Raw genomic sequence first — 17,468 nt, 5'->3', positions numbered from 1 at the left:
GTAGGACGCCGCCGAACAATCATTGTGGGAAAGCCCCGCACCAGCCCTTACGGGTTCGGTGCGGGGCTTTTCTGCGTTTGCAGGGCTTTTTGGTTCTTGGGCGGGGAAACCCGGGTGAAGTGGGGTAGGCCGGCTCGTTAGGATCCCGAGCTATGAACGAGTACGTGATACGTCCTGTACGGGCCGAAGAATGGGACAAGGTGAAGGAGCTGCGGATCGCGGCTCTGCGGGATCCGGCCGCGCCGGTCGCCTTCCTGGAGACCCTTGAGCAGGGTGAGGCGAAGAGCGATGAGTTCTGGCAGGAGCGGGCTGCCGGGGCGGCTGTGGGGCGGGGCGTCCGGCAGTTCGTGGCCGAGGGACCTGATGGGGTGTGGGCCGGCACGGTGACGGTGCTCCTCGAGGAGGCCGGCACGACCGACTTCTTCGAAGGGGAGATCGAGGAGGCCCAGGCGCACCTCGTGGGCGTGTTCGTCCGGCCCGGACAGCGGGGGACCGGGCTGACCGAGAAGCTGTTCGCGGCCGCACTGGAATGGGCCTGGGGGCTGGAGGAGCCCGCACTGGCGCGCGTACGGCTCTTCGTGCACGAGGAGAACGCGCGGGCCGGGGCGTTCTACCGGCGGTTCGGGTTCGCGCCCAGCGGGAAGGTCGTGCCGATGCCGACCGACCCGTCCGCGAAGGAGCTGGAGTACGTGTTCCCGCGGCCGGCCTAGCGGGAGGCTACGGGCAGGTCCGCTTCCGGCCAACCGGAGCGGGCCTGTTCGCGGCTGCGGCACAGGGCGAGCAGCGGGAGTGTCGTGTCCTGGAGCAGCTGCGGGAGCTGCGGGATCGGGGCCACGGCGGCGACGTCCTCGAAGACCAGGGTCAGTGGTGGGTCGAGCCGACCGTCGGATGACCGTGCGGCCATGCGGCGGCCGTGCTCGACCACGCTCGAGGCGAGTGCGGTGAGTAGGGGCATCGCACCCGGGTGGGCCCGGGGGTCTTCCAGGGGTTCGCCCACCACGTAGAGGGTGCCCCCTTCGGAGACGAACGATGCGAGGGCGAGGGAATCGGTTCGGTTCGCAGTGCACGATTCCCGGATGTGGATCGAGGAGAGGGCCGTCAGGGCGCGGGCCGTGAGGTGTTGGGCCTGTTCGCGCCGCTCGGGGTGGGCGGTGAGGGCGCTCTCCAACTCGCCGGCCGCGCCGGGGGCGGCTGTCGCCGCCCGGGGGTGGGTGCGGAGGATGCGTACCGGCTCTTGGGCGTTGGTGCCCTGGGCCCATCGGTGCAGCTGTTTGAAGGGGCGGTTGTCCAGGGCTGCGGCCTGGAGCCAATTGCGCAGGAGCGTTTCCGCGGTGTCCGCGAGCGCGGAGTCCATGCGGGCCTGGGGGCGGACCGGCGCGAGGAGCGCGAGGGCGCGGGCGGCGGCGGTGGCGCGGTCCGCGCAGCCCTCGGTGGGATTCCAGTGGATGCGGGCCGGGGTGTCACAGAGGTGGGAGGGGTCGTAGAGGAGGACGGGGCCCAGTTTGGAGCGGGCGTCCTTCGTGTCCGACCAGAGGGTGGGGGAGGACGTGATCACGAGGACGGGGCCGGTTGCTGCCGCGATGGCTTCTGAGGCCGTGGTGTGGCGGGCCGCGGGTGGGGCGTAGGCGATGCGGTGGGTTGGGGGCGGGGTGTGGGGCTGCGCCGGGCTTGGGGCGTAGCCGAAGCCGTAGCGGTACGCCTCGTCCGTGGGGGAGGGGGCGGGGCGGGTGGCCCCGGGCCCCCGCTCCTCAAACGCCTGAGGGGCTGGATGTGGCATGGGCCGGTCTGGAGAGTGCGGGGCCGTTGCCGGGGGCCAGCCCCCGGGCCCCCGCTCCTCAAACGCCGGAGGGGCTGCATGTGGTCTCGGCCGGTCCGCAGAGTGTGGCGTGGGTGTGGGGTGGTCTGTCGGTGGGGCGTGGCGGCGGGATCTCGCTCGGGCGATGGTGCCCAGGGTGAAGATGGCCAGGACCAGGAGGATCAGGAGCTGGCTGATGAACAGGCCCCAGAAGAGGCCCCAGTTGGAGAGGGCCTCGGGGGGTGTGTCCGGCCAGGCGGCCTGGATGTCCTGGGGTTGAGCTATCAGCGAGCGGACCGCGGTCGGAGTGCGGGTGAAGGTGACCTTGTCCGGCCAGGCGCCCTTCGCGAAGAGGGCGGCCAGGCCGGTGGACGTCCAGGTGAGGACGGCCAGGCCCAGGAGGAGGGCCAGGAGGCCCACGAGGAGGCCGTCCGGGATGCCGCCCTGGGGGCGCTGGTCCGTGCTGTTGGGCATGTCAGGCCACCGTGGTCGCCGAGCCGCCGGCGTTGCGGTGGCGTTCCATCAGGAGGGCGCGCTCCTCCGTCTCCAGTTCGGCGGCGAGGAGGTCGTCGGGCAGGCGGTGCTGGACCGAGGACTCGGTCATGGCGCGGTCGGTGAAGACCAGGGGGCGTTCGGCTTCCGTGATCAGGTGTTTGACGACTTGGACGTTGCCGTTCACGTCCCAGACCGCGATGCCTGGGGTCAAGGTCGGGATGATTTCCACCGCCCAGCGGGGGAGGCCCAGGACCCGGCCCGTGGCGCGGGCCTCGTCCGCCTTCTGGGCGTAGATCGTGCGGGTCGAGGCCATTTTGAGGATCGCCGCCGCTTCGCGGGCCGCCGCGCCGTCGACCACGTCGGAGAGGTGGTGGACCACGGCGACGAAGGACAGGCCGAGGCGCCGGCCGAACTTGAGGAGGCGCTGGAACAGCTGGGCCACGAAGGGGCTGTTGATGATGTGCCAGGCCTCTTCGACCAGGAAGATGCGCTTCTTGCGGTCCGGGCGGATCCAAGTGTGTTCCAGCCATACGCCGACGATCGCCATCAGGATCGGCATGGCGATGGAGTTGCGGTCGATGTGGGAGAGGTCGAAGACGATGAGAGGCGCGTCGAGGTCGATGCCCACGGTGGTCGGGCCGTCGAACATGCCGCGCAGGTCGCCGTCGACCAGGCGGTCGATGACGAGTGCGACGTCCAGGCCCCAGGCGCGGACGTCGTCTATGGCCACGTTCATCGAGAGCGCCGACTCGGGTTCCGGGCGGCGCAGTTGTTCCACGATGTCCATCAGGACCGGCTGGCGGTCCGTGATGGTTTCCACCACGTAGGCGTGCGCGACCTTCAGGGCGAAGCCCGAGCGCTCGTCCAGGCCGTGGCCCATGGCGACTTCGATGATCGTGCGGAGCAGCGCGAGCTGGCCCGTCGCGGTGATCGCCGGGTCGAGGGGGTTGAGGCGGATCCCGTCGTCGTTCGCGGCGATGGGGTCCAGGCGGATAGGGGTTATTCCCAGCTGCTGGGCGATGAGGTTCCACTCGCCGACGCCGTCCTCGCCCTGGGCGTCCAGGACGACGACCTGGCGGTCCCGGAAGCGGAGCTGGCGTAGGACGTAGGTCTTCTCCAGGGCCGACTTGCCGTTGCCCGACTCGCCCAGGACCAGCCAGTGGGGGGCGGGCAGCTGTTGGCCGTACAGCTGGAAGGGGTCGTAGATGTAGCCCTTGCCGCTGTAGACCTCACGGCCGATGATGACGCCGGAGTCGCCGAGTCCGGGGGCGGCCGTGGGGAGGTAGACGGCCTGTGCCTGGCCCGTGGACGTGCGGACGGGCAGGCGCGTGGTTTCCACCTTGCCGAACAGGAAGCTGGTGAAGGCGTCCGTCACGGCGGACATGGGATCTCGCATGGGCGGCCATTCCCTCCAGCTAGCGTCGGATGCCGGTGGCGAACGGCAGGGTGTTGACGAAGGCGCGGTGGTGCTCGCGGTCACACCATTCGAGCTTCAGGTAGGACTTGCCCGCCGAGGCGCGGATGGTGCGCTTGTCGCGGGCGAGGGCTTCGGGGGAGCGGGAGGAGACGGTGATGTACCCGACCAGGTTGACGCCGGCGGCGCCGCTCGCGAGGTCTTCGCCGCGCTGGTCGAGCCGGCCGTGGGCGGCGATGTCGCGCGGGTCGACGGTGCGGTTCATCTTGGCGGCACGGCTGGCGTCGGCCTCGTCGTTCGTCTTCTCCGTGAGCATGCGCTCGATGGCGATCTCGGTGGGCTCCAGGTCCATGGTGACGGCGACCGTGCGGATGACGTCGGGGGTGTGGACGAGGAGCGGGGCGAGGAAGTTCACGCCGACCGGGGTCATCGGCCATTCCTTGACCCAGGCGGTGGCGTGGCACCAGGGGGCGCGGGTCGAGGACTCACGGGTCTTGGCCTGGAGGTAGGTCGGTTCGACGGCGTCCAGTTCGGCGGGCCAGGCGTTGCGCTTGGTCATGGCCTGGATGTGGTCGATGGGGTGGTCCGGGTCGTACATGGAGTGCACGAGGGAGGAGAGGCGGCCCTGGCCCAGCGGCTGGCGGACGCGGATGTCGGCCTCGGCGAGGCGGGCGCAGATGTCGGTGAGCTCGCGGGCCATGACGATGGCGAGACCGGCGTCGCGGTCGACCCTGCGGCCCTTGTGGGGGGTCGCGGCGCGGGCGATGGTGTGGGCCTCGGCGGCCAGCTCGCGGGTGAAGTGGATGCAGGCGACGAGGTACGCGCGGTGCTGCTCGGAGGAGGTCGACACCATCGACTGGAGCTGGTCGTAGGAATCGCGCAGCCAGACGGGGGCGTTGGTGTTGCCGCGGGCGGCCACGTCCTTGTCGTGGGCCTCCGGGTCGGCGGGCAGGGTGCGTACGAGCATCTGGAGGCGGGTGACGAAGCCGTCGCCGTTGGCCACGTGCTTGAGGAGGGTGCCGAAGCGGTCCACGAGGGCCTCTTGGTCCTCGCTGTCGCGCAGGCCCACGCCGGGGCCCTCGATCTCGATGGCGGCGGTGACGGTTCTGCGGTCCGCGTGGAGCAGGACGGCGATCTCGTCGGGGCCGAAGGGGGCCGCGAGCCAGTTGATGCGGCCGATGCCGGGGGGCGGGCCGACCTCGACCTCGCGGCCGTCGCCGGCGCGGATGCCGGCTTCCATGGCGCCGGAGCGGAACGTCGTGCCGCGGCGCAGGGTGCGCTTGTAGCTGCGGTTGATCTCGAACCAGCGGTAGAAGGTGCGGCCGCGGTAGGGGACGTAGACGGCGGCGAGGGCGAGCATCGGGAAGCCGGCGAGGGAGACGATGCGCAGGGTGAGGGAGGGGACGAGCAGTCCGCTCATCATGCCGAGGAACGCGCCGACGATGATCAGGGCGATCTCGCCGGTTTCGCGGTTCTTGCCGACGATCGCGTTCGGCCGGGCCCGGCCGATGAGATACGTGCGCCGGGGCGTGACCGGGTGGAGCTGGTGGGACTGGGTCGTCACCGCCCGTCACCTCCTGTGTTCCTCGTGCTGGAGCCCGTACGGGGCGGGGGTGCGGCGGCGGGGCCGGCCCCGCCGCTTCCTCCGCCGGAGCCGCGGCTGCTGTGTGCGGCCATGCCTCCGGAGATCTGGTTGCCGCCGCCGGCGCGGTGGGCGCCGCCGCCGCTGTTCCCGCCGCCCCCGCCGCGGCTGCTGTGGGTCTTGATGCCCTGGGAGACGAGGGAGGCCGGGGAGCTGATGACGGCGGCCGCCTGGGCGCCGTCGGTGGCCTTGCTGCGGTTGGTGCGGGCGGAGGCGATCTCGTCGCCGAAGCCGGGGACGAAGCGGTAGATCATCGCGGAGGCGAAGATCGCCAGGAGGATGATGGCCAGGCCGGAGACGACCGCGGAGAAGGCGTTCGGGCCCTTGTCGCCCGCCAGGGCTCCGGCGAGGCCGAGGACGATGACGATGACCGGCTTCACGAGGATGACGGCGATCATGATGCCCGCCCAGCGGCGGACGTGGCCCCAGAGGTTGCGGTCGACGAGGCCGGCGTAGACGACGGTGCCGAGCAGGGCGCCGACGTAGAGGAGCGCGGCGCGGATCACGAGCTCGAGGCAGAGGATGCCGGCGGCGAGGACGGTGACGAGGGCGACGACGATCAGCATGATCGGGCCGCCGCCGATGTCGTCGCCCTTTTTGAGGGCCTCGGCGAAGGAGCCGAAGAAGACGTCGGTCTGGCCGCCCGTGGCGGAGGCGATGACCTCGGTGACGCCGTCGGTGGCGGAGACGACGGTGTAGAGGATGAGGGGGGTGAAGGCGGAGGCGAGGACGGTGAGCCAGAGGAAGCCGATGGCTTCGGACATGGCGGTGGTGAAGGGGACGCCGCGGATGGCCCGCTTGGCGACGGCGAAGAGCCAGAGGACGAGCGTGAGGATGGTGGAGGCGGCGAAGACGATGGCGTACTGCTTGAGGAAGGTGCCGTTGGTGAAGTCGACGTTGGCGGTGCCGTTGACCGCTTTGCTGAGTTCGCCGACGATCCAGGCGGCGGCGTCGGCGCAGCCCTTCGCGAGGGAGGAGAGGGGGTTGAGGGCGTCGGTGGGGTCGCTGGGAGCGAGGCCTGCGCCGGGGCCGTTGGGGGCGGTGCCCTCGCGGTTGCAGTACTGCTTCGCGGGGCCGATCAGCAGGTCGCACGGGTCGTCGCCGGGCAGCCTGGACGGGGTCGGCGTGGGGCTCGGGGCGGCATGGGCGCGGGTCGCCAGGCCTGCGACGGCCAGTTGGGCGGAGGCGATCACGCCGACCCGGAGCCTGAGGCTAGCGGGCATAGGTGAAGCCTCCGAACTCCTTGACGGCCTTGCTGATGTCCTCGGAAGGTGACGCGACCGCGTCCCCCGGAACGGGCGCCGGACCGTCCTGCTGGGAGTCGGAGACGACCTTCCAGTCCCCGCTCGACCAGACCATGAGGAAGGTCCAGGTCTTCCACGTGGTGCGCACCGGGTCGGTGGACTTCGGTCCGGACATGCCGATGAGGCCGGTGTACCAGACGGAGACCGTCGCGTTCGTGGGCGCGTAGGCGTCGACTCGGGTGCCGACGGGGACGGCGCGGGTGACGAAGGTGCTGTTCTGGGGAGGGTTGCCGTTCGCGTCGAGTCCGAGCTTCGCGAGGAACGGAGCGGAGTACGCCTCGTCCTGGGGGCCTCTCATCTTGGACGCGGCGTCAGGGGTGTAGATGCCTTCGACGAGCGCGTGCCGCGTGTTCTTTCTGAACATCCCGTCGGAGCCGAGCGCGACCGCGTAGTTCGCCGCCGCGGACTGGGCGCCCTGTTCGGTCTGGGCGAAGCCCTTGGGGATGCCCGCGGACTTGCCGTCCACCGGGGGGACGCCCGTGGCTGCCGTCGGGTTGGTCGTGGAGGCGGGGGCCTTGTCCGCGGTCGGGGGGTCCTCGGGGGTGCGGGTCTGGTTGGCGAAGGCGATGGCTGCGACGAGGAGGACGACCACGCCGACGACGGTGACCAGGCCCCGGGAGGTGCGGCGCGGCGGGGCGTACGGGTCCGAGGGCTCCGGGAAGCGGGTACGGGTCTGGCCGGTGCCGCCGACCTCGCCGCCACCGTATTGATCGTCGGTGCTCATTCGGTGTTCGCCCCCTCCGCGTCGTACGACGGTAGCGCTGGTATCCGCGCAGGCGCGGCGTGGTGAGTCCTCATCAGAGCTCGGGCTAGACGGCCATTCCGTAGACGATCGTGAAGAGGGTGCCCAGTGAGCCGATGATGAAGACGCCCGTCAGGCCGGCCACGATGAGGCCCTTGCCCTGTTCCGCGCTGAAGGTGTCGCGCAGTGCGGTCGCGCCGATGCGCTGCTTGGCCGCGCCCCAGATGGCGATGCCCAGGCAGAGCAGGATCGCTACGGCCATGACCACTTCGATCATGATCTTCGCTTCGTTGCCGAGACTGCCGAACGGCCCCCAGTTCGGGGCGATTCCGCCGATGATGGTGGTGATGTCGCCCTTTTCGGCTGCCAGGATCATGTAACTCACCGCCCCTGTATGGGTAGTTCCGGTAGCCCGTGCCCGGACGGCAGGGGTCACGCTCTATCTTCCCTGATGAAATCGCCGTCGGATGTCGACTTGACTGCTCTCTTTACCCGATCTGTCGCCCCGGGTGCCGTTCGTGCGTCCTGACCTGGGGTCGGGCGGCGTGTGGGGGAAAGAACGTATGGTCACTCTGTGTATCACGAGGGGTGACCGCGGGCAATGATTGCCGTCCCGGTGGGCCGGGTGGCTGTCGTGGGGGCGCCGTTTGGCGCAACGGGAGGCGGTTCGTTCGACCATACCGATGATGTTTTCCGACATTCCGTCAGTCGGGCGGGCCGGGTGGCGGGTTGCGGGTGATGCTCCCCGTGTTCGGCCAGGCCGGCGTGCCGTCGCCAGGCCATGGCGGCCGGCTTCCCCGCCGTGCCGTGCCCGGGGCACGAGCCGGGTACGGCACCGGCGGGGGACCGGGCCACGGGACGAAGAGGTGCGAGGCGAACGTGCGGAGCGGGTCTCGCCGGAGTGGAGAATCCGATGGATGCGCTGGGGGCGCACACGTGTCCGGTGTGCGCCGTCGGACGCCTGGTCGGTCGCCGGGCGGCGCGTGGGGTGAGGTGCTGAGCCGGTCCCTGCGCGGTCGCGGGCGATGTTCCTACGGGAGCCAGTGCGCGGGGCGGGTGAGGGTGGGCGGGATGCGGGTCGCGGGGTTGCCCCGGGCCGCGTTCAGCTGGGGCTGCGTGAGGAAGAGGGTGTCGCGGAGGTCGGCGTCGCGCAGGTCGGTGTCGCGGAAGTCCGCGCCGATCAGGTCGGCCGTGCGCAGGTCGGCGCCGCTGAGGTCGGCTGCGATCAGATAGGCGCCGCGGAGGTTGGCGCCGCGCAGGTCCGCGCCGGAGAGGCGGGCGCCCATCAGGTCGGCGCCGCGGTGGTTCTTCTTGCGGCCCGCCACCTTGGCCCGTACGAGCTCGCTGGTCTTGAGGAGCAGGGTGTTCACCTCCTGGCGCAGTGGGCTGATGTCGAACTCCGCGAGGGCCTCCGGGGTCGCCGCGGTCCACCGGGTGGTGTCGGCCAGGGCGGCGCGCAGCTGCGCGTGGAGCGGGCGGGCGGCGGGGAGGGTGAGGGCCTCGTTGAGGTAGAAGAGCAGCTCGTGCAGGCTCCGCATCACCGGGAAGACCGTGAACATCGGGCCGGCGGTGGCTGGGTGGGAGTGCCAGTCGCGGCCGCCGAAGGTGACCTGGGAGACCTGCTGGCCGGCGCCGAAGCAGTCGAAGACGGTGCAGCCCGGGAAGCCCTGGTCGCGCAGTCCTGTGTGGATGCCGCAGCGGAAGTCCTGCCGGAGGTTCTTGCAGGGGGTGCCGGCCGGCTTGTTCACGGCGAAGTCGGTGGACTTGGAGAAGGGCAGGGCCACGCAGCAGAGCGCGAAGCATCGGCTGCAGTCCGCTTGCAGGAGGGGGAGCGGGGCGGGGGCGGCGGGGCGGGCGGGGCCGGCGGAAGGAGGCTTGGGCACGTCCTCATTGTCGCTCCGTGGGGGACTTGGGAGCTCGTCGGGTGCCCGCGACGCGGAAAGCCCTTGATCGCCGTGGGCGGGTCCGGGGAGCATCGCCGTATGACCGAAGTGATCGCAGTAGCCGTCATCACCTTCCTCGCCGTCATCAGTCCCGGCGCGGATTTCGCCATGGTCGTCCGCAACAGCTATCTCTACGGGCGGCCCACCGGGCTGTTCGCGGCCGCCGGGGTCGCGGCCGGGGTGCTGGTGCACGTCTCCTACACGATGCTCGGGGTCGGTCTGCTGATCGCCTCCTCCGCCGAACTGTTCACGGTGATCAAGCTCGCGGGCGCCGCGTACCTGGTGTGGATCGGGATACGGACCTTCCGGGCGCGCACCGAGGTGGCCGTGGACCTGGAGGAGAAGGGCGGGCTGACGCCGTTCGGGGCGCTGAGGAGCGGGTTCCTGACCAACGTGCTCAACCCGAAGACCACGCTGTTCGTCGTGTCCACCTTCACGCAGGTGGTCGGGCCGGGGACCCCGGTGTGGCAGCAGGCCGGGTACGGGCTGTTCATGTCGGCGGCGCACCTGGGGTGGTTCGGCGCGGTCGCGCTGTTCTTCTCCAACTCCCGCCTGCGGGACCGGATGCTGAAGGCGCAGAAGGCACTGAACCGGGCCATCGGGTCGGTGCTGGTGGGGCTCGGGGTGGGGCTGGGCTTCGCCCGCTGAGCTTGAGGGCTTTGGGGGCGGGTGGGGCTGGTGGCCGTGGAATACCAGTCGGTAGCGTGGCGGCCATGGGTGCCGAGAGTGGTGTCGAGACCGGTGTCAGCGATGTCCGTGAGGGCAGTGGTGCGGAGGGGTTCTACGAGCGGATCGACGCGGGGCGGTTCCTGGCGACCGGTTATACGCGCGGCCCGTGGGATCCGCGCTCGCAGCACGCCGGGCCGCCGGCCGCGCTGCTCGGGCGGGCGATCGAGGAACGGACGGGCGCGCGGGACGACATGCGGATCGCCCGGATCACGTACGAGATCCTGCGGCCGGTGCCGATCGGGGCCTTGGAGCTGACCACCGGTGTGCTGCGGGCCGGCCGGGGCACCGAGGTGGTCGAGGCCGCGCTCGCGCCCGCCGGGGGTGCGCCGGTGATGCTGGCGCGCGCCCTGCGCATCCGGGTGGCGGGAGACTCCGTACCGGCGGTCGTGCCCGGCCCGGAACTGCCGCCGCCCGGGGAGGTGGGGCCGACGCCGTTCTTCCCGGTGCCGTGGGAGAAGGGCTACCACTCCGCGATGGAGACCCGTTTCACGAAGGGCGCGTTCGTCGAACTCGGCCCCGGAACCTGCTGGATGCGGATGCGGGTACCGCTCGTGGCCGGGGAGGAGCCCCGGCCGCTGGACCGGGTCCTGGTCGCGGCGGACTCGGGCAACGGCATCAGCTCGGTCGTGGACTTCGGGCGGTACCTGTTCGTCAACGGCGACCTCACGGTGCACCTGCACCGCCATCCGGCCGGTGAATGGGTGTGCGTGGAGGCCCGTACGAGCGTGGACGCGGCGGGCATCGGGCTGGCGGACGCACGGCTGCACGACGAGAAGGGGCCGATCGGGCGGAGCGCGCAGAGCCTGTTCGTGGCTCCGAGGGGGGAGGAGCCGGGGAGGGGCAAGGCTCCCCAATAGGTCGTATCGTCCTATGAGTTCACCCGTCTGCCGGGATGTGTGCTCCCAGTGCCCCCGGTGCGGCGGTTCCTGTGCCGGTCTCCCGGCGGGATGATTCGACACGGGGTGGCGGGAGCGCCGGGAAAAGCCGTTCGATGGGGGAAGGTTGGCGGGTGCGCAGACTCTGGGTGGTCGGTGGAATCAGCTTCGGGGCATGCCTGTGCTTTCTCGCCCTGCTCGTGGTCGGTACGTACTCGGCGGCCGCGGGCATCGCGACCGGAGTGGGCGGGCGGGCCGGCGGCCTCGCGAAGGGGGCCGTCCCGGGGAAGTACCAGTCCCTCGTGCAGAAGTGGGGCAACCTCTGCCCGACGCTCTCCCCGGCGCTGCTGGCGGCCCAGCTCTACTCGGAGAGCGGCTGGAACCCGGGCGCGGTGAGTCCGGCCGATGCACGGGGCATCGCGCAGTTCATCCCGGGGACGTGGGCGACGCACGGCATCGACGGGGACGGCGACGGGGACCGTGACATCTGGGATCCGAACGACGCGATCCCGTCGGCCGCTTCGTACGACTGCGAGCTGGCGCGCTACGTGTCCAAGGTGCCCGGGGACCCGGTGAAGAACATGCTGGCCGCCTACAACGCGGGCCCCGGCGCGGTGAAGCAGTACGGGGGCGTGCCGCCGTACCGGGAGACCGAGGGGTACGTGAAGACCATCACGAACCTCGCCAAGAGCTTCGAGGCCCCCATCGGGCGGGTGGCGCCCTCTCAGCAGGCCGCGGGGGCCATCTACTTCGCGCAGAAGCAGTTGGGGACCCCGTACCTGTGGGGCGGGAACGGGACGCCCGAGCAGGGCGGGCGGTTCGACTGCTCGGGACTGACCAAGGCCGCGTACGAGTCGGTGGGGATCGATCTGCCGCGCGTGGCCAACGACCAGTACAACGCCGGTCCGCATCCCTCGCGCGGGGAACTGCTGCCGGGGGACCTGGTGTTCTTCTCCGACGATCTGACGAACTCCCGGGAGATCCGGCACGTCGGGCTCTACGTGGGCGGCGGATACATGATCAACGCTCCGTTCACCGGAGCCGTGATCCGCTTCGACAAGATCGACACACCCGACTACTTCGGCGCGACGCGCGTGACGAAGGACGGCGCGGAGGCGCTGCCCCGCCGCGAGGGCGTCGGCGACACAGCGTGAAGCGAAGGCCCTGAGCTGCGACGATGAGTCACTCTTCGATAACGTTGGGGTGATCATTCGGTGGAGAGTGGAACGTAGCCGCCAGAACGGGCGTTCCATGGTCACTGGGGGCAGGACGAGCGGAAGCGCCGGATTGATCACCGGGGGGCGAAGGGCCGCACATCGGCGTGCGGCCGTACGGTACCAAGGCAAGGGCAAGGGGCCGCATCACCATGGCTGGACTCACAACAGGTGGGCCGAACGTGGATGTAAGCCTGCTGTACGAGATCAACGGACTGGCGCGGCAGGCCCCCGGCTGGCTGGACCGGACGGTCGCGGTGCTCGGCGAGTACGGGATCCTGCTGACCCTCGTGCTCCTGGTGCTGTGGTGCTGGCGCGGAGCGCGCCGGCAGGACGAGCCCGCCGCCGTCGAGTCCTTCGCCGCGCTCGTGTGGGCCCCGCTCGCCGCCGGGGCCGCGCTGCTCCTCAACGTCCCGCTGCGGGAGTTCGTGGGCCGGCCGCGGCCCGCCGCGCAGCACGGTGGGGTCGAGGTGCTCGATCCCGGCGCAGGGATCGACCCCGGCGCCTTTTCGTTCGTCAGCGACCACACGACGCTCGCGATGGCCCTCGGCGTGGGTCTGTTCGTCGCCCACCGGGGGCTCGGCTCCCTCGGGATCGGGCTGGCCCTGCTGGAGGGGTTCACGCGGGTCTACATGGGCCTGCACTATCCGACCGACGTCATCGGCGGGCTCGCCCTGGGCACCGCGGTGGTGCTGCTGCTCGCGCCGCTCGCGATGGCTCTGCTGACCCCGGCGGTGCGGGCGGTGGCCCGGTCCCCGCGGCTCGGCGTACTGGTCCGCTCGCGCGACCGGGTGGTGGCCCGGCCGGTGGACCTCGCGGCGACGCCGCCGGCGGGGCGCGGGCACGAGAGCGACCTCGCCGCCTGACGCGCTGCCCCGGGCGGTGCCCGAACGTCAGCCGGCGAGGTACGAGTCCCAGACGCTCAGCACCACGGCCGCCAGGAGGCACAGCGCCGCGGCCCCGAAGCAGAGGCGGACCGCCGCCGGACGGGAGCGCGGGGGCGGGGTCACGGATCGCCGCCGTGGTCCGTGCCGTCCGCGTCCGCGTCCGCGTCCGAGCGCCGGTACCGGGAGCGCAGCCACAGGCCGGTCGCGGCGGCCGCGGTGGTGGTGGCCCCGATGGCCAGGGCGACGTCGCCGGGCCCGTCGGCCGTGCCCACGGGGCTGGCCCGGGCCGGGGTGGCGGGGGCGAACGCGATCAGCAGGGCCCAGAGGAGGGCGGCGACTCGGGGGGCGGGTCCGGGCATGAGTCAAGGGCAACCGCTCCCGGGCGCGTCGGCCAGCCGGGCCGTCCGATCGGGCGAACCGGGGGCGGGGCCGGGTGCCGGGGCGATGGTCAGCGGCAGCGGCGAGGCGGGTCGGTGGCGGACAGGGGGCGCGGCCGGGGCGGGCAGAGGCGCCGGGCCCGCGGCGGGCGGGAGTTTGACGACAGGCCCTAGGGCGAGGTGTGACCGGCGGCGTCCTTGCGGGCCAGGTCGCGCGAGCGGCGGGCCGGGCCGCGCCAGCCGCACGTACAGACGGCCGAGCTGAACGAGCCGCGGTCCGAGGTGCTCGTGGTGTGACCGGCGGGCGGTGTCGGCGCCGTGCCCGAGGGGTCGCGGGGCAGCGGGACTACGGCAATCGGAGGGACGAGAGTCGCTTCGGTGTGCGGTTCCACTCCACCAAGGTACCGGGCCCGGGCGCTTGGGGCACCGGTCCGGGGCGAGGAGGCCGCGGCCGTGACGGGAGGCCCGGGACCTCGTTAAGCGGAGCGGGTGGGGGCCTCGGGCAAACAGCGGTCACGCGTTGGGGGTTGGCAGGCGATGGTGGTGCACCAGCACAGGTGGAGGCGGGGAGGCGCGGGTCGGGCTGCGGTCGCGGTCGGCCTGTCCCTGACGGCGGCGGCGTTGAGCGGGTGCGGCGGCGACGCCGTCGCGGGCGACGACGCCCGGCCTGCCGACGACCCGGCGGCGGTGGTCCGCGGAGCCGCCGACGCGCTCCTGGCGACCGGGAGCGCGCAGACCCGTACGGCCATGGAGATGGCGACGGGCGGCACCAGGGTCACGATCCGGGGCGAGGGCGGGGTCGACTTCAAGAACCGTATGGGGCAGCTGCTGGTCATGCTCCCCGACGACGCCAAGGGCAAGGCCGAACACCGGCCCATCACCGAGCTGCTCGTACCCGGCGCGCTCTACATGAAGAACCGGGGCGCGGGCGTCCCCGAGGACAAGTGGGTCCGCGTCGACACGACGGCCCTCGCGGACGGGAACCTCGTCACCGGCGGGGCCACCGACCCGACGGCCGCCGCGGAGCTGCTGCGCGGGGCGCAGGAGGTGACGTACGTGGGTGAGACCGAGGTGGCCGGGACCAAGGTGCGGCACTACCGGGGTACGACGGACATCGCGCGGGCCGCGGCGCTGGCCTCGCCGGCGGTGAAGGGATCCCTGGAGGCGGCGGCGAAAGGGTTCAGCAAGGGCGGGGTGCCCTTCGACGCCTACCTCGACGCCAAGGGCCTGCTGCGGAAGGTCCGCCACCGCTTCACGTACGTCAATGATGGCGTGATCGATGTGTCGTCCACCACGCTGCTCTACGGCTTCGGGACCCCGGTCACCGTCGTTCTGCCGGCCGAAGGGGACATTTACGCCGGGAAGATCGCCGATTAGCCGGCCGGAGCCCTCCCGGAGCGGCGCGATCGGGTCATGGCCCGCCACCGGCCCGGTGTGGGGGGCCGGAAATGGTCCATCCGTGTCATGTGCGCCGCGCCGCGCGCTCCCTACGCTGAGAAGCCGAGCGCCGGCGACCGGACGACGGCAGATTGAGGTGACACGCGTGACTCCCGCAGGCGGTTCGACGGTGCAGGACCTCGTGGCGCTCGCCGAGATCGAACTGTGCGGGGAGCTGATCATCGCGGCGTCGGCCGTGGCCGAGGAGAGGCTCAGCCAGGACCGGATCGACGAGGTGCTGATGGGCGTGTGGTCCGGCTGACCCCCGTCCGCGGGTCAGGTGCGCAGGAGCCGGGCGATCGCCTTCGTCGCTTCCTCGACCTTGGCGTCGATCTCTCCCCCGCCCTTGACGGCGGCGTCGGCGACGCAGTGCCGCAGGTGCTCCTCCAGTAGCTGGAGCGCGAAGGACTGGAGCGCCTTCGTGCTCGCCGAGACCTGGGTGAGTATGTCGATGCAGTAGACGTCCTCGTCGACGAGGCGCTGGAGCCCCCGGATCTGGCCCTCGATCCGGCGCAGCCGCTTGAGGTGCTCGTCCTTCTGGTGGTGGTAGCCGTGCACCGCGCCGGCGCCGGAGGCCGTGTCCGTGGTGGCTCCGGAGCCCTCCGCCTGGATGGCAGTCATGCGTCCTCCCGTGGTCCGGAATGGGGGACCTATACCCCTCATGGGTATAGGGTACCGGCCCCCGGCCGCAGGGACAGGGGCCCGTCGTCCTCACTCTGCCCGATGGAGGACACTGGGGAACGGCCGGTTAGCCGTGGCCGGGGGATGCGCCTAGCATCAGCCTGACCGAATCCAATGCACCCCGAGGACCTCACGTGCGATTTCGTCTGACCCCCAGGGAGACGAGCTTCTACGACATGTTCGCCGCATCCGCGGACAACATCGTCACGGGCTCCAAGCTCCTCATGGAACTGCTCGGAGCGGACTCCTCCGCCCGAGCCGAGATCGCGGAGCGGATGCGGGCAGCGGAGCACGCGGGAGACGACGCCACCCACGCGATCTTCCACCAGCTCAACTCCTCCTTCATTACGCCGTTCGACCGCGAGGACATCTACAACCTGGCGTCCTGCCTCGACGACATCATGGACTTCATGGAAGAGGCGGTCGACCTGGTCGTCCTCTACAACGTGGAGGAACTCCCCAAGGGCGTCGAGCAGCAGATCGAGGTGCTGGCGCGCGCGGCCGAGCTGACCGCCGAGGCCATGCCCCACCTGCGCACGATGGAGAACCTGACCGAGTACTGGATCGAGGTCAACCGCCTGGAGAACCAGGCCGACCAGATCCACCGCAAGCTGCTCGCCCAGCTCTTCAACGGCAAGTACGACGCCATCGAGGTGCTGAAGCTCAAGCAGATCGTCGACGTGCTCGAAGAGGCGGCCGACGCGTTCGAGCATGTCGCGAACACGGTGGAGACCATCGCGGTCAAGGAGTCCTGAACCTCGTGGACACCTTCGCTCTGATCGTGACCATCGGTGTCGCGCTCGGCTTTACGTATACGAACGGTTTTCACGACTCCGCGAACGCGATCGCGACCTCGGTCTCGACCCGTGCGCTGACCCCGCGCGCCGCGCTCGCGATGGCCGCGGTCATGAACCTCGCCGGTGCCTTCCTCGGCAGCGGGGTCGCCAAGACGGTGAGCGAGGGCCTGATCGAGACGCCCCAGGGCAACCGGGGCATGTGGATCCTCTTCGCGGCGCTCGTCGGCGCGATCGTGTGGAACCTGATCACCTGGTACTTCGGCCTGCCCTCGTCCTCCTCGCACGCCCTGTTCGGCGGCATGGTGGGCGCGGCGCTGGCGGGCGGCACCGAGGTGCTCTGGTCGGGTGTGGTCGACAAGGTCGTCATCCCGATGTTCATCTCGCCGGTCGTTGGCCTCGTCGTCGGCTACCTGGTGATGGTCGCCATCATGTGGATGTTCCGCCGCTCCAACCCGCACAAGGCCAAGCGCGGCTTCCGCATCGCGCAGACGGTCTCGGCGGCCGGCATGGCGCTCGGCCACGGTCTGCAGGACGCGCAGAAGACCATGGGCATCGTGATGATGGCCCTGGTCATCGCCGACGTGCAGAGCGCGGGCGACGCGATTCCGGTCTGGGTCAAGATCGCGTGTGCGGTGATGCTCTCGCTGGGTACGTACGCGGGTGGCTGGCGCATCATGCGCACCCTCGGCCGCAAGATCATCGAGCTGGACCCGCCGCAGGGCTTCGCGGCGGAGACCACCGGTGCCTCGATCATGTTCGGCTCGGCGTTCCTCTTCCACGCGCCGATCTCCACCACCCACGTGATCACCTCCGCGATCATGGGCGTGGGCGCTACCAAGCGGGTGAACGCGGTCCGCTGGGGCGTCGCCAAGAACATCATCCTGGGCTGGTTCATCACCATGCCGGCCGCGGCGCTGGTCGCGGCGCTCAGCTTCTGGGTGGTCAACCTCGCCTTCGTGTGACCGCCCGAGTCGTACGCAAACCAGTGCGCCCCGCCGGATCGGCTGATCCGGCGGGGCGCACTGCCATGTCGGGCGCCGGGCGGGCCGGAGGCCGGTGGTGACCGGGTCGCGGCGTGCGAGATCGGACGAGCGGCGGGGAGGGGAGGAGTGTCAGCGGGGGGGTGTAGAGCTCGG

The 17,468-nt window shown here is 71.1% G+C and carries 19 protein-coding genes; 9 read left to right on the top strand and 10 right to left on the bottom strand.

What is annotated here, in order from left to right; genetic code table 11:
* Positions 1-152 precede the first annotated feature (152 nt).
* The gene (locus ABZY57_RS28035) at positions 153-710 is read left to right on the top strand and encodes a GNAT family N-acetyltransferase (protein WP_356516563.1); all 558 of its coding nucleotides are present in this window, start codon (positions 153-155) and stop codon (positions 708-710) included.
* On the opposite strand, the gene ABZY57_RS28030 is transcribed toward ABZY57_RS28035, so the two are convergent.
* From ABZY57_RS28030 to ABZY57_RS28000, 7 genes are all read right to left on the bottom strand, one after another.
* Positions 707-2,269, bottom strand: a complete 1,563-nt coding sequence (locus ABZY57_RS28030) for a type VI secretion protein (protein WP_356516561.1) — start codon at positions 2,267-2,269, stop codon at positions 707-709. The two genes, ABZY57_RS28035 and ABZY57_RS28030, sit on opposite strands and share 4 nt — an antisense overlap.
* A gap of 1 nt (position 2,270) precedes the next feature.
* Complete coding sequence (locus ABZY57_RS28025) at positions 2,271-3,686, bottom strand: ATP-binding protein (RefSeq protein WP_356516559.1); 1,416 nt, start codon at positions 3,684-3,686, stop codon at positions 2,271-2,273.
* Positions 3,687-3,705: 19 nt separating this feature from the next.
* Positions 3,706-5,268, bottom strand: a complete 1,563-nt coding sequence (locus ABZY57_RS28020) for an SCO6880 family protein (protein WP_356516557.1) — start codon at positions 5,266-5,268, stop codon at positions 3,706-3,708.
* Positions 5,265-6,569, bottom strand: a complete 1,305-nt coding sequence (locus tag ABZY57_RS28015) for a hypothetical protein (protein ID WP_356516555.1) — start codon at positions 6,567-6,569, stop codon at positions 5,265-5,267. The genes ABZY57_RS28020 and ABZY57_RS28015 overlap by 4 nt, the downstream gene beginning before the upstream one ends.
* Positions 6,559-7,374: a hypothetical protein gene (locus tag ABZY57_RS28010; protein ID WP_356516553.1), complete on the bottom strand. Its 816-nt coding sequence runs from the start codon at positions 7,372-7,374 to the stop codon at positions 6,559-6,561. The genes ABZY57_RS28015 and ABZY57_RS28010 overlap by 11 nt, the downstream gene beginning before the upstream one ends.
* Positions 7,375-7,459: 85 nt before the next feature.
* Positions 7,460-7,768 carry a hypothetical protein gene (locus ABZY57_RS28005; protein ID WP_031145169.1) on the bottom strand — a complete coding sequence of 103 codons (309 nt, stop codon included), beginning with the start codon at positions 7,766-7,768 and terminating at the stop codon, positions 7,460-7,462.
* A gap of 655 nt (positions 7,769-8,423) precedes the next feature.
* Positions 8,424-9,275, bottom strand: a complete 852-nt coding sequence (locus tag ABZY57_RS28000) for a pentapeptide repeat-containing protein (RefSeq protein WP_356516551.1) — start codon at positions 9,273-9,275, stop codon at positions 8,424-8,426.
* Between the two features lie 99 nt (positions 9,276-9,374).
* Between ABZY57_RS28000 and ABZY57_RS27995 the strand changes: the two genes are divergently transcribed.
* From ABZY57_RS27995 to ABZY57_RS27980, 4 genes are all read left to right on the top strand, one after another.
* Positions 9,375-9,983 carry a LysE family transporter gene (locus ABZY57_RS27995; protein ID WP_250744626.1) on the top strand — a complete coding sequence of 203 codons (609 nt, stop codon included), beginning with the start codon at positions 9,375-9,377 and terminating at the stop codon, positions 9,981-9,983.
* A gap of 65 nt (positions 9,984-10,048) precedes the next feature.
* The gene (locus ABZY57_RS27990; protein WP_356516548.1) at positions 10,049-10,921 is read left to right on the top strand and encodes a thioesterase family protein; all 873 of its coding nucleotides are present in this window, start codon (positions 10,049-10,051) and stop codon (positions 10,919-10,921) included.
* Between the two features lie 152 nt (positions 10,922-11,073).
* The gene (locus ABZY57_RS27985) at positions 11,074-12,093 is read left to right on the top strand and encodes a bifunctional lytic transglycosylase/C40 family peptidase (RefSeq protein WP_356516546.1); all 1,020 of its coding nucleotides are present in this window, start codon (positions 11,074-11,076) and stop codon (positions 12,091-12,093) included.
* A gap of 212 nt (positions 12,094-12,305) precedes the next feature.
* Positions 12,306-13,019, top strand: coding sequence for a phosphatase PAP2 family protein (locus tag ABZY57_RS27980; protein ID WP_356516544.1), 714 nt, complete (start codon positions 12,306-12,308; stop codon positions 13,017-13,019).
* A 140-nt stretch (positions 13,020-13,159) separates the two neighbouring features.
* Here the strand turns inward: ABZY57_RS27980 and ABZY57_RS27975 are convergent, their stop codons facing one another.
* Positions 13,160-13,399: a hypothetical protein gene (locus ABZY57_RS27975; RefSeq protein ID WP_356516542.1), complete on the bottom strand. Its 240-nt coding sequence runs from the start codon at positions 13,397-13,399 to the stop codon at positions 13,160-13,162.
* A 188-nt stretch (positions 13,400-13,587) separates the two neighbouring features.
* Entirely contained in the window at positions 13,588-13,809 is a 222-nt protein-coding gene (locus ABZY57_RS27970; RefSeq protein WP_356516540.1) for a hypothetical protein, read from the bottom strand.
* 145 nt (positions 13,810-13,954) lie between these two features.
* On the opposite strand from ABZY57_RS27970, the gene ABZY57_RS27965 reads away from it, so the two are divergent.
* Positions 13,955-14,794 (top strand): hypothetical protein, encoded by an 840-nt coding sequence (locus ABZY57_RS27965; protein WP_356516538.1) that lies wholly within the window; start codon positions 13,955-13,957, stop codon positions 14,792-14,794.
* Positions 14,795-14,960: 166 nt separating this feature from the next.
* A complete protein-coding gene (locus ABZY57_RS27960; RefSeq protein ID WP_250744641.1) occupies positions 14,961-15,116 on the top strand; it encodes a hypothetical protein in 156 nt (51 codons plus the stop codon).
* A 14-nt stretch (positions 15,117-15,130) separates the two neighbouring features.
* On the opposite strand, the gene ABZY57_RS27955 is transcribed toward ABZY57_RS27960, so the two are convergent.
* A complete protein-coding gene (locus tag ABZY57_RS27955; protein ID WP_356516536.1) occupies positions 15,131-15,475 on the bottom strand; it encodes a metal-sensitive transcriptional regulator in 345 nt (114 codons plus the stop codon).
* Positions 15,476-15,669: 194 nt separating this feature from the next.
* Here ABZY57_RS27955 and ABZY57_RS27950 point away from each other — a divergent pair, with 194 nt between their 5' ends.
* Together ABZY57_RS27950 and ABZY57_RS27945 are read left to right on the top strand one after the other, a co-directional pair.
* Entirely contained in the window at positions 15,670-16,290 is a 621-nt protein-coding gene (locus ABZY57_RS27950) for a DUF47 family protein (protein ID WP_150519007.1), read from the top strand.
* A gap of 5 nt (positions 16,291-16,295) precedes the next feature.
* Positions 16,296-17,294 (top strand): inorganic phosphate transporter, encoded by a 999-nt coding sequence (locus ABZY57_RS27945; protein WP_356516533.1) that lies wholly within the window; start codon positions 16,296-16,298, stop codon positions 17,292-17,294.
* The last annotated feature ends 174 nt before the right edge of the window (positions 17,295-17,468 follow it).

Source organism: Streptomyces sp. NPDC006450 (genome assembly GCF_040612195.1).
In the GTDB taxonomy this organism is placed as follows: domain Bacteria; phylum Actinomycetota; class Actinomycetes; order Streptomycetales; family Streptomycetaceae; genus Streptomyces.
Note: the sequence above shows the minus strand (reverse complement) of the source record. Positions and strands in the feature narration are given on the sequence as shown.